General features: G+C 47.9%; 8 protein-coding genes. 6 read left to right on the top strand and 2 right to left on the bottom strand.

What is annotated here, in order from left to right; translation table 11 throughout:
* Nucleotides 1-304 precede the first annotated feature (304 nt).
* Nucleotides 305-1,585 carry an S-layer homology domain-containing protein gene (locus LKE33_06405; GenBank protein ID MCH3950550.1) on the top strand — a complete coding sequence of 427 codons (1,281 nt, stop codon included), beginning with the start codon at nucleotides 305-307 and terminating at the stop codon, nucleotides 1,583-1,585.
* 924 nt (nucleotides 1,586-2,509) lie between these two features.
* Entirely contained in the window at nucleotides 2,510-3,820 is a 1,311-nt protein-coding gene (locus LKE33_06410) for an S-layer homology domain-containing protein (GenBank protein ID MCH3950551.1), read from the top strand.
* 826 nt (nucleotides 3,821-4,646) lie between these two features.
* Here LKE33_06410 and LKE33_06415 read toward each other — a convergent pair.
* Entirely contained in the window at nucleotides 4,647-6,275 is a 1,629-nt protein-coding gene (locus LKE33_06415) for an IS1182 family transposase (GenBank protein ID MCH3950552.1), read from the bottom strand.
* 95 nt (nucleotides 6,276-6,370) lie between these two features.
* Nucleotides 6,371-7,648, bottom strand: coding sequence for an NlpC/P60 family protein (locus tag LKE33_06420; GenBank protein ID MCH3950553.1), 1,278 nt, complete (start codon nucleotides 7,646-7,648; stop codon nucleotides 6,371-6,373).
* A 481-nt stretch (nucleotides 7,649-8,129) separates the two neighbouring features.
* Between LKE33_06420 and LKE33_06425 the strand changes: the two genes are divergently transcribed.
* The 4 genes from LKE33_06425 to LKE33_06440 all read left to right on the top strand — a co-directional run bounded on the left by LKE33_06425 (nucleotide 8,130) and on the right by LKE33_06440 (nucleotide 11,990).
* On the top strand, nucleotides 8,130-8,771 hold the full coding sequence (locus LKE33_06425; protein MCH3950554.1) for a YigZ family protein: 642 nt from the start codon (nucleotides 8,130-8,132) through the stop codon (nucleotides 8,769-8,771).
* A 226-nt stretch (nucleotides 8,772-8,997) separates the two neighbouring features.
* Nucleotides 8,998-10,371, top strand: coding sequence for an SH3 domain-containing protein (locus LKE33_06430; GenBank protein ID MCH3950555.1), 1,374 nt, complete (start codon nucleotides 8,998-9,000; stop codon nucleotides 10,369-10,371).
* A 92-nt stretch (nucleotides 10,372-10,463) separates the two neighbouring features.
* Entirely contained in the window at nucleotides 10,464-11,021 is a 558-nt protein-coding gene (locus tag LKE33_06435; GenBank protein ID MCH3950556.1) for a hypothetical protein, read from the top strand.
* A gap of 60 nt (nucleotides 11,022-11,081) precedes the next feature.
* Complete coding sequence (locus tag LKE33_06440; protein MCH3950557.1) at nucleotides 11,082-11,990, top strand: VirK/YbjX family protein; 909 nt, start codon at nucleotides 11,082-11,084, stop codon at nucleotides 11,988-11,990.
* The last annotated feature ends 43 nt before the right edge of the window (nucleotides 11,991-12,033 follow it).

Here is a 12,033-nt window from a genome sequence, read left to right on the forward strand (position 1 = left end):
TTTAAGCTATTAACAGAAAAATCAGACTATAATAGCAGAAATAAATTTTTAAGATTGAAATTATAGTAAAATCAATAAAAAACAGATATGACTAATCAGTCGAAAATTCTCCAATTTAGAAAAAGTTTATGCTATAATAGCGGTGCAAGCAAACGGCTTGCCGGACAGGCCGTTAGAAGAAATATCTTGACGGATAAAGAACCCGGATGTAGAGGAAACAAGGTCACTCGCACGGGAAAGGCTCTTTACACGGAAAGAAATTTCTCCGAATCGGTCAATATGATTCCTAAAGGAGGAATTTATTATGAAAAAGAGTCTCGTATTTGCCATGGCTATGGCACTGGGTGTAAGCGCAACTGCTTTTGCTGCTAACCCGTTCTCCGATGTACCTGCCGGCCACTGGGCTTATGCAGCTGTTGCTAAACTGGCTGCTGCAGGTATTGTTGATGGTTATCCTGATGGCACCTTCAAAGGTGACCGCACCATGACCCGTTATGAAATGGCTCAGATTGTTGCTAAGGCACTGGCTAAAGGTGCTATCGGCGCTGATGACAAGCTGGTCAGCGAATTCGCTGATGAACTGGACAACCTGGGTGTTCGTGTTGCCAGACTCGAAAAGAACGCTGACAACGTAAAGATTACCGGTACCGTTAAGGCCAGCTACTCCGATAACAGCGGCGGCGCTCTGGACGGTGAAGGTGACAAGTCTATGGCCAGACTTCGTACCGATATCTACTTCACCGGTGAAGTAAATGACAACTGGCATTATGTAGCCATGCTCCGTAACCAGCAATTCTTCGAAGGCGAAAATGAAGAGGGCGATGACGATACCGATTTCCAGAGAGCTTATCTGACCGGTAACATCGGTGTAGTTAACCTGCAGGGCGGCCGTTACAACGATTTCATTGCTGATGGTAACATCTACGATAACCGTGTTGATGGTATCAAAGCCAGTGTTCCTTTCGGCGATGCATACTTCACTGCTGAATACGGCAAGATGGCTGATGTAGGTCAAAGATGGGATGTTACCCACGGCGACGGTGATTCTGTAGCTGATACCTTCTGGATGACCGAACTGGGCGGCACCTGGGGCAACTGGGATCTCGCTGCTAACTACATCCAGGCTGATAACGATGTCGCTATGGGCCTGAATGGCGATGACAACCACATCTGGACCGTTGGCGCTACTTACCATACCGGCAAGTTCTATCTGGGTGGTATGTACCTGATGGGCGATGATGATACGCTGGACGGCGCTGTTGACCGTGAAGGCCATGACGCTTCCGATTATGATGATGACGGCTTCGTAATCAAGATGGGCTGGGCTGGTGCTCAGAAGTCCGATCCTGGTTCTTGGGGCCTGTATGCTAAGTACTACGATCAGGGTGCTCCTACCACCATTTCTCACACGATGGATGGTCTGTATGATTCCTTCCCGGGCGAAGGCTTCAAGGGTTATCTGGTCGGCGGCAACGTAACGATTGCTAAGAACATGGTAGCTCAAGTCGACTACTATGATCTGAAGGGCAAGGAAACCGATGCTCATGCTCGTACCCTGTGGTCTCAGCTGATTGTTTCCTTCTAATTCAGTTAGAAGAAATACTCAAGAGCAGCGCGAATGCGCTGCTCTTGTTTTTTATGTGAAAAAGGACAGTGAAAATGAAATTTCATTTTCACTGTCCCTTTTCACATATTTTTTGAGATGTATCGGCCCTCTTGTTCGCGTGCTTTTTGCGAATAAGAGGGGGGACCGCTTGCGGTGGGTGTTCAGTCGGATAACAGGAATTAGTCCGATAAAGCACCTGTTAAATTCAAACCAAATTGAAATTTATTCCACCTGAGACCTTTGGAAGACCTTATGCCAGGCCTTCCGAATCAGTGGTAGATAATGGACAACTCTGCCGAAGGCAAAATACGAATTGCCAGATATAATCCTCATAAAGAATCCACCAAAGCAAATGCCCGCACAAGTGTACTATCCACTTTCCACTATCCACTTTGCCAGACAAAGCTAAATGCGCTTTCCGGCTATCGGCTGCGATCTGCTAACTGCAAGCTGCTGACTGCCTCAACAATCTGCTCGCACTACAGTACTAACCATTTTTCACAAATTGTTCATAAATTTATAGAAAAGCAGAAATTATTCATTGATTTTTAAAAATCAATTAAAATTACTCATACTAAACCTTAAAGTTAAAACGAAAAAATGAAAGTGATGTAACAAATTTTAGATAAAATGTAACAATCGTTTAAATCTATCGTAAATAACGTAATATAATTTAAATAACAAATTTCTAAAATTATAGAAATAAGTTAAAACTTTCTTTAAACACAATTAGACAAAAAGAAAAAGCTATGGTAAGATATAGGAGCAATCCGGTTGGGATGTCATTGAAATAGACAAATCAATACGCAGACCGAGGAAACTAGGCAACTCTGGCAAGCGCGTAGAGACGAGGATATGGAGATGAGATTCCGACCGAGATTAAATTTAAAGGAGGAATTTCTCATGAAAAAGTCTCTGGTATTTGCCATGGCTATGGCACTGGGTGTAAGCGCAACTGCTTTTGCTGCTAACCCCTTCTCCGATGTTCCTGCCGGCCACTGGGCTTATGCAGCCGTTGCTAAACTGGCTGCTGCAGGTATTGTTGATGGTTATCCTGATGGCACCTACAAAGGTGACCGCACCATGACCCGTTATGAAATGGCTCAGATCGTAGCTAAAGCACTGGCTAAGGGTGCTATCGGCGCCGATGACAAGCTGGTCAGCGAATTCGCTGATGAATTGGACAACTTGGGTGTTCGCGTTGCCAGACTGGAAAAGAACGCTGACAACGTAAAGATCACTGGTACCGTAAAGGCTACCTACGCTGATCACAGCGGCGGTGCTGTAGACGGCGACGATGCTGGCAACTCCATGGCTAGACTCCGTACTGATATCACCTTCACCGGTGAAGTCAACGACAACTGGCATTATGTAGCAATGCTCCGTAACCAGCAATTCTTCGAAGGCCAGAATGAAAACGGTGACAGTGACACCGATTTCCAGAGAGCTTATCTGACCGGTAACATCGGTGTTGTTAAGCTGCAGGCTGGTCGTTACAACGACTTCATTGCTGATGGTAACATCTATGATAATCGTGTAGATGCTGTTAAGGCTACCGTTCCTTTCGGCGATGCATACTTCACTGCTGAATACGGCAAGATGGCTAGCCAGAGCACCTATGGCTGGCAGAAAAAATACACGTTTAAGGATGATAGTACCAGCGGCGATGTGACGGTTGATCTGAGCAAAGATTCTGCTGCTGATAAGTTCTGGATGGCAGAACTGGGCGGTACCTGGGGCAACTGGGATCTCGCTGCTAACTACATCCAGGCTGATGATGTAGTTGTTATGGGTATGGACGGCGACGACAAGATTTGGACCGTTGGCGCTACTTACCATACCGGTAAGTTCTACCTGGGTGGTATGTACCTGAAGGGCGACGATGATGCTTTTGCCGCTAAATATGCTGACAAGGATTATGATGATGACGGCTTCGTAATCAAGATGGGCTGGGCCGGCGCTCAGAAGTCCGATCCTGGTTCTTGGGGCCTGTATGCTAAGTACTATGATCAGGGTGCTCCTACCACGATTTCTCATACCATGGATGGTCTGTATGATTCCTTCCCGGGCGAAGGCTTCAAGGGCTATCAAGTTGGTGGTAACCTGACCGTTGCTAAGAACATGGTAGCTCAAGTCGACTACTATGATCTGAAGGGTAAGGAAAGCGACGTTCATGGTCGTACCCTGTGGTCTCAGCTGATTGTTTCCTTCTAATTCGATTAGAAGAAATACTCAAGAGCAGCGCATTGCGCTGCTCTTGTTTTTTATGCGAAAAAGGAGGCTGTGAAGAAATGCTGTTGCATTTCTTCACAGCCTCCTTTTTTCGTAGGGATGGACCTTCTTCCACGCCCTAGTTAAGCCAAACCGTAAGGTTTGGAATTCTTCTACAACCTCCTTCCGTTCGGAAGGAGGGCGGACCACGAAGTGGTGGAGGAAGGTAACAAGAGGGGAACCGCTTGCGGTGGAGGGATAGTTATATATTTTTGCACACTGAAGTGAAAATAGCAGCACCAGCCCTCTTGTTCGCGCTAATTAAGCCAAACCGAAAGGTTTGGAATACCTCTGCCACCTCCGTCCGTAGGAAGGAGGAAGGACCACGAAGTGGGGGAGGAAAGTAAGTTAAGGGGACCGCTTGCGGTGGGTGTTCAGTAGGATAACAAGAATTGGGTCGATAAAGCGTCTGTTAAATTCAAACCAAACCGAAATATAGCACCACCTGAGACCTTCCTTCACGCCGCTGTGCGGCGTCGGAGGAAGGAGAACCGCTTTGCGGTGGACGGTAGCTATTTCTGCCAAAAGTTTTTATAAATTCTGGGCAAAATTGCGTTGGCAATTTTGCGTCCACGAGCGGACAGCGGACGGCGGGTGGCGGAAAGCGAAAAGGGGCTGTCGCAAGTGACCGATTTTTAATCCCTGAAATAACTTGCTAAAGGCCCCAATTTGCCTTACTTTTTAGTTGGATATGTTTTGAGATGAAAAAAGGGCGCACGAAATTAAGCAACCCTAAGTTGCTTTTTTTCGAGCGCTCTTTTTGTATCTTTTAGGCCTCTTTTTTCAGCGGATATAAGTGCAAATCCTCTTTGCCGTCTTGAACTTTGTGATGGACCTTCAGGACATTCCGTGCCATGGCACATATTCCCACTGTTACCAGGGCATTTCCTTTGCCTCGGGTTTCTAATCTTCTGACGTTTAATGAATCCTTGAGATCCGCAAAGGCTCCTTCTGCCTGTATACTGCGGTTCATCCTCAGTTCCTTACCATATTCGGAAGTAATGTTCTTCAGGGATTCTGCCCTCAATGCAGCAAAATTCTTCGAGACCACTAATTTCTTGTTTCTTTTCTCCATAGGTGTCCTGCAATTGTTCCCATGGATGCACTGTTCCTTGTAGGGACAACCGCTGCAGTCCTTACATTCGTAATATGTTTTCTCTGACACATATCCCGACCGGTTCTTTACCTGGGTTACTTTGCTGACTTTCAGCAGTCTCCTACCTTTACAGATATACATGTCTTGATCAGGCAAATATGTCATGTTTTCTGCTTTGCCGATGTCGTTCTTATACTTTTTCCTCTTGCTTCTTTCATAATTGTTAGGCTTGATATATGAAGTATACTGATTCTTCTTCAGCCAGACCAAGTTCTCTTCGCTTTCATAGCCTGCATCGGCTACAATGTTTGCAAATTTCTGACCGAAGTGGGCTTCAAATCCTTCAAGAAAAGGAATGAGTGTCCGCATATCTGTGGGATGTGCACTCACATCTGCAAACAAGGTAAAACCGGAATTGTTTGCATATTGGACATTGTATCCCGGCTTTAAGGCGCCATTAAGCATGGCATCTTCTTTCATCCTCATAAAGGTAGCATCCGGGTCTGTTTTGGCAAAGCTGTTCCGTTCCCCACAGATGTGAAGCTGCTTCGTATACACCTTAAGCCGTTTGAGATAGTTAGCTAAAATCTCATAGTACTTCTGTAGAATGGTCTTTCTTTTCCCACATCCGTGAACAAACTCGATTCCCTCAGCCCGCTTTATGACAAGCAGTTTTTTTAGGAGCTTCTTTAAATGACGGATGTGGAAAGTGTTTCCGTAACAGACCTTGATTCCGAAACGTTCCTCGATTTCGGGAACCAGTTGCTCCAGTTTCTCTATGAGTTTGTTCTGGCTGCCTAAGACTCTGTTTTTCCAAACAAATTTGTACTTGTTTGCCACAGATTCAATTTTTGTCCCATCGATGAACAGGCTATCCAGAGTGATGAAACCGCGAGCCAGCAGCCATTTATCCATCTGAATCATGAGTTTCTTGATACATGGTTTTAGATGGAGGGAACAAAATCTTGCAATGGTTGCATTATCCGGAGCTTTTTTCCCATCTAAGAGAAACATGAAATGAGTGTCTCTTTTACAGGATTGCTCTATCTTACGCGAACCACGAATTCCTTCCATACATGCATAAATGACGATTTCCAGCAGCTGAATTGGTGACGTTAATTTATTCTCGACATGAGAATACGTGTCATACAATGCCTTTACATCCATCCCTTCTACCATGGCACGCACCAAGCGAACAGGATCGTCATTAGGGATTTGTACTTCAAAATTTAGAGGAAGAAAAAGTTGATAAGAACTACCAATTTTTGTATAATCCTTTTGTGTAGGTTTGTTTTTTTGCATATTTAAATTCTACACCAAGGCGCGGTCTCATTCAATGAGGCCGCGCCTTGCTTTTGATACAAAAGAGGCCGTCGCAAAATGCGACAGCCCCTTTTTCACCGATATACATTCACCTTCGTCAGTTGCTCCGCCAGCGATTTCCCGCTGCGGCCTAAAAGATCCACCTTGCTTACAACAACTTCGAGCACGTAATTAGCTTTCACCTTATTTCCCGTACGTTCGCCATAAGAACCGAGAGCATGGATCATGTAGGGTGTGCCGTTCTTCTCTCCCAGATAGATCATCACGTGCCCCGGCTTAAAGAGCAGGGCACCGGCCGGCAGTGTATCGATGTACTTCAGTTTTTGCGGCAGCGTCATGGCGCGGACATCTTTGCCGGGGAAAGAACGGGCCTGCTCGCCGCTGTTACGGGGGAGCTGTATACCTACCGTCTTATACACGTCCTGGGAAAAAGCGGAGCAGTCCACGCTGTTTTTGAGGCCACCCCAGCCGTAGGGAGCTCCCAAGTGGCGGAAGGCCATAGTCACAATATTGTTGGCTGTATAGGGCAGATATCCTTTGTGAAGGGAATCGTTGTAGTTAGGTTTTTGACGGATGATTTTGAGGGTTCCTTTGTCATCTCTTACAGGGAGAAGCAGATTGCCTTTTTCGGTCGGAATGGCCGTTCCCATCTGGTAGAGTTGGTCTTCCGTACCGGCTTTAAGGGTGAGGAGTCTTCCTGTTACGACGGCAGGGTCAGCCGGTTCCACAAATTTCTTCCAGGTGGCACGGTCTGTGAGCGCCACATAACGCGAAGGCACCCAGCCCCGGTAATCCGGCGTGCGAACGTAGTAAAAAGATCCTGTTTTATCGGCTACATAGATGCGGACCGGCGTTGTCGGGTCAGCAGCGGAACACTGCCAGTCATCAAAATTTGTATCGGCCGGCGTTTCAAAGGCCTGTGCCTCCGTAGGGAACACGCGGACATTGGCGCGACTTGTCAGGACACCGTATTTGACATTATTTTGGTCTTTGATGAGGGCGACGGCATTTTCCCTGAGTCGTGCGGCTAAGTCTTTGGTCACTGGTTTGCCTCTCACGTAGAGCTTCATATTTACAGGGGCCTCTGTGACGTAGGCACGCAGCGTTTTCCCGTCAATGGTGTCCTTTTCTTCACGGATGTCACCGTAGATTGATTTTTTCATTTGTGCATTCATGGCCGCAATACGGGCCGGGGAGGCCATGACTACGTCACCATTCTTTTCCTTCCAGGTCAAGGCTTCCGTATAGGCGGCCGGCGTGTCCGGCATCTTTGCCATTGTAAGGCCCCAGTGGGGCAGTAAAGTCAGCACCGACACCGTCAGTGCCACACAGGAAAATTGTTTAAATCGCATGGATAAAATCTCCTTTCGAGCGGGGAAAGTGGTTGGTGGTTAGTGGAAAGAGTGGTTAGTACACCCGTGCGGGTATATTTTTTGGCTGCAGCCAAAGGCAGACAGCAGTCAGCCGTTAGCCGATAGCTGCAGACGGCCCGAAGGCCTCAAAGGCGCTTTTGGCTTTTGGCATCACCTGAGGCAGTGAGAAAAAGCGGCAGGTGATGACACTTAAACTCTTTTATGTCATTCGTGCAATGCGTCAATCAAAGACCTTCTTTCACGCCGCTTTGCGGCGTCGAAAGAAGGGGAACCGCTTGCGGGGGATGATAGAATGCTTTTACTTATTCAAAGCAAAATTGCCATGACAATTTTGCTTCCACGGGCGCCCAGCGACCGGCGGCTTTTAACTTTTCGTGTCTAATTTGTAAAGATTTTTAAAAGTTCCCTGTTTTTTTCTTTTTCAATGCTATAATGATACCATATTATGAAAGGATAGAGCATGGACCAATATATTATCTCAAAACCTGTGCGGACAGAAATCGTGGTAGAAAAATCACGTTTTATTTGTACACTGGCGCGCGTTGCCAGTGAGCAGGAAGCACAGGATTTTATCAAAAAGACACGCAAGGAATTCTGGGATGCCACGCATAACTGCACGGCGTATATTATCGGCGGCGTGCCGCGGGCAGAACGCTCCAGTGATGATGGGGAGCCATCCGGAACAGCAGGATCTCCTATGCTGGAAGTGCTGCGTAAAAAGGAACTCTACAATACAGCTGCCGTGGTGACGCGTTATTTCGGAGGCATTAAACTCGGTGCGGGAGGACTTACCCGCACGTACGGCAAAGCCGTAACGGAAGCCGTTAAAGCAGCAGGTCTTTCAAAGATGGTTCCCATGGGGCACTACGCGTTTACCTGGTCTCTTGATGATGTGGGCCGGGTGCTCAATCTGCTGTACCGGCAGTCACTTTTTGCGGTGCACGATGTTGAGTACGGCAGCCGGGCTGAGATTATTCTCGAAATGAAACAGGCACAAGTGCCGGAAGCGGAAGCCTGGCTTACGGAAACACTGAGCAAGCCGGTGACGCTCGAGGAAAAGCATCTTTTTGAAGCGGAGCAGCCTGTGGCGGCGGGCGTGTAAAAGCTGTCGATATGCAGGGACTATTAATCGCCTGCTTATGCTGTTCTGAAGAAAAAAGGGGACAGAGCGCAGTAAATGACAGCCTGCAATAAGGAACGTTCCTTGACGTTTGACCTTGAAATAAAGTAAACTAATAGAGTGTGCTTTTATGAGGGTACACGTTGAGTTTATGGATAATTGTTCAATGAAAAATTATCTTTCCTTTGAACAAGTAGGAGTGTAAAGTATGCTGAAAAAATCAATTGCAGTGTTGGCGAGCTGCCTGATTTTGGGCAGTTCGGTACCGGTTTGGGCGGCCGATGTGCCGGTCAAGACGATTACGCGGACGGAAAAATCCGTTTCCGTGGAATGCCCTGAGGTAACGGGCGGCAATTCTTCAGCCACGGAAAAAATAAACAGGGCTTTGAGCAGCCAGGTGTCTTCCTTCGTGAGTGAAGCTTCGACACTGGGCGGCGGCAAGGTTCACTACGATGTACATCGCGCCGATGATGACGTGATCAGTCTTACGATTATGATGACGCCTCAGATGGGCGTCGAAGAGACGCAGGGAATGACTTTTGACCGCCGGACCGGAGAGCAGCGTCCCCTGAGCTACTATTATAACGATGCCCAGGTCAAGGCCCGGGCTGAAAACGGTCTGCAGTATCTTTACGATGTAGAACCGGATAAAGCTGCGGTTATGCCCGATACGTACTATATTGATGAAGATAAAAGTGTGATTGGTTTGTATCATGCCGGCAGCGTTCTCGATAAGAACGAGGGAGAAATTGAAGTCAATCTGTCCGCAGCGGATATCAATGACGGCCAGGGATTCGAGTCGGAAGCTGAGAATGCAGCCACAACGGCAGCAGCACAGCCCGTCAAGTCCACTTCGGAAACGGCAGCTCCTAAAACGGAGACCACGAAGACCGAGACAGTAAAGAAAGAAGAAACAAAACCGGCTGCCAAGGAAACACCGAAAGCAGAAACTACCAAACCGGCTGAAACGGTAACAAAGGAAACCCCGGCTCCGGCTGCTCCCAAGGCAGAGGAAAAACAGGCGGCTGCAGAGACGCAGACACCTGCTCCGGTGGAAACTCCGAAACAGGAAACCCCAGTGCCTGAACCTCAGCCCGCACCTCAAGCCGAAACTCCGTCGGTGCTCCACTACAGCGGAAATTATCCGAAGGGTACGGTAGTCGGAACGGAAGTCCGGATGCGTGCCGGCGCCGGTACGGATCAGGATATCATCGGATACTATGAGAATGGGGAAGTCGTCGGTGTCATGAGCAGTGACGTCGCTACGGGCCGCAAATGGTACCAGGTGACGCGCGGAGACGGCACTGTCGGCTGGATTGCCGCGGACTACCTGAGCGTGGAAGAAGGCAGTTACGTGAGAGCCGATGCCGTCCTGGAAAACCGCAAGGGCACTATTACGGGTACAGAAGTGCGGATGCGCGGGGATCCCAGTCTGAACGGCGATGTCCTTGATTTCTTTGAAAAAGGCGAGGTCGTCACGATTCTTGATGCCGCCGAAGGCGATGGCATGCAGTGGATCAAGGTAAGACGCGATAACGGCGCAGTCGGCTGGGTAGCAGCCGCTTATTGCGCGCAAGAGTAGTCAATCCCTCGTTTTTATGATAAAATAATTCAAGACTGAGCAGTCACTCAGTAAAAAATAGTTGGAGAAAATTAAACAGGAGGCTTGTTCACATGAATAAAATTTTAAAGATGCTTGCCGCTGCCTTGTTCTGCGCAGCCTTTGCTGTTCCTGGTTTCAGTAAGGCTGACGCATCTACGAAACTGGCAGTGGTACCGCTGATCATCGGGGAAGAAGTCGAAGATGATGCCGGTATTAAACCGATTGCGTACAGCTCTGTCGTAGGTGAACTTTTCCAGTATCCGGAATATGATATTGTCGATGCAGCACCGGTTCGTAAGGCAGCATTGGAACAGCAGGATAAACTCTTTACCAAAGAAGGTCTTGCCGCAGTAGCAAAAGCAACCGGCGCCGATATGGTTGTGGCCATGAGCGTCGATAAGTTTGAAGTCACGGAAGATTATGTTCGCCGTGAGCCGGAAACAAAATTGAATTTTGTCGGCAACTTTGCCTGCATCAATGTAAAGACCGGTAAATACGATGAAGATCGGTATCGCTTCCGTGATTCCAGAGAAACTGAAGCAATTCCTCCGAAGTATGATTACCCGCATCAGCGCTTCCGTTTCCTCTGCAAACGCGAACTGAACAAAGCAGTGAAAATGAACAAATAGTCTTAGAGAAATGAAAAGGCGGTCCGCGTTGACCGCCTTTTTTCACAGAGAGGGAGATTCATGAACTGGGCGGATTTAGAGAGAACAGGTCATGCCTGCTATAATTGTAAACATTTAAAAGAACGAAAACGTTATATTGTTTTTCTGGCGCGCTGCCTGCTGCACAGCAGCTCGGTAACGGGGCTGCAAACTTTTTTTGCTTCCGATCCGGTATGGAAAGATGTCTATGAGGGAATGCCCTGCCTGTTGGAACAGGCAACTCGGGCCTTCTTTTACAAGGGAGCGCAGTGGGACGAGAGAGTCAAACTGGTTAAGGATCATCTGACCTTGCTGAGGCAAGTGATGACGGATGATTTTCTGCGGCGGATTTATCACGACCACGAAACGGTGACGCTCTGGCGTGATGAATTCCAGGAAAAACCGTTGACCATGGAAATACTTTTCCACCCGGGACAGCGCAAGGAAGGCTGCCTTTCCCTGGTACTGCGGTGGGGAGAAATCGATTTTTACCAGATTATGTTCTGGCTTTCTCCGGCGCCGGATACAGGGAAACCGTGCATCTTTGTCGGTGCCCTTCAGGGAACAACGCTCGGCAATGATGCCGTGAAGGCAATGACAAAGAAATTTTTCGGGTATCGGACAAAGAACCTGATTTTTTACGGACTGCGTACGTTAGCGGACCTCATGGGCTGCGAAAAGATTTATGCCGTGACGAATGAAGGTTATTATGCCATGAACCATGTGCGTATGGATCGGAAACTCAAAACGAATTTTGGAGATTTCTGGGCGGAATGCGGCGGAGCGCCGGACAAAGATCCGCGTTTTTATGTCATTCCGCTGGAAGAACGGCGCCGTGACCTATCTGAGCTGAAACCTTCCAAACGCGCCAACCATCGCCGCCGATATGCGCTCATGGATGATATGAGTGCCGCGATGGCAGAAGCCCTGCGCCCCTGGAAAAGAGTGTAAAACCCGGAAAAAGTGCCTGAGAACGGCCGAACACTAGTCACTT

Origin of the sequence: Acidaminococcus sp. (assembly GCA_022482815.1) — a bacterium.
Classification (GTDB): Bacteria; Bacillota; Negativicutes; order Acidaminococcales; family Acidaminococcaceae; genus Acidaminococcus.

Coding starts and splice junctions, on each gene's coding strand:
- LKE33_06420 (MCH3950553.1), bottom strand. CDS start 7,648: ATGCGATTTAAACAATTTTCCTGTGTGGCACTGACGGTGTCGGTGCTG.
- LKE33_06405 (MCH3950550.1), top strand. CDS start 305: ATGAAAAAGAGTCTCGTATTTGCCATGGCTATGGCACTGGGTGTAAGC.
- LKE33_06425 (MCH3950554.1), top strand. CDS start 8,130: ATGGACCAATATATTATCTCAAAACCTGTGCGGACAGAAATCGTGGTA.
- LKE33_06415 (MCH3950552.1), bottom strand. CDS start 6,275: ATGCAAAAAAACAAACCTACACAAAAGGATTATACAAAAATTGGTAGT.
- LKE33_06430 (MCH3950555.1), top strand. CDS start 8,998: ATGCTGAAAAAATCAATTGCAGTGTTGGCGAGCTGCCTGATTTTGGGC.
- LKE33_06435 (MCH3950556.1), top strand. CDS start 10,464: ATGAATAAAATTTTAAAGATGCTTGCCGCTGCCTTGTTCTGCGCAGCC.
- LKE33_06410 (MCH3950551.1), top strand. CDS start 2,510: ATGAAAAAGTCTCTGGTATTTGCCATGGCTATGGCACTGGGTGTAAGC.
- LKE33_06440 (MCH3950557.1), top strand. CDS start 11,082: ATGAACTGGGCGGATTTAGAGAGAACAGGTCATGCCTGCTATAATTGT.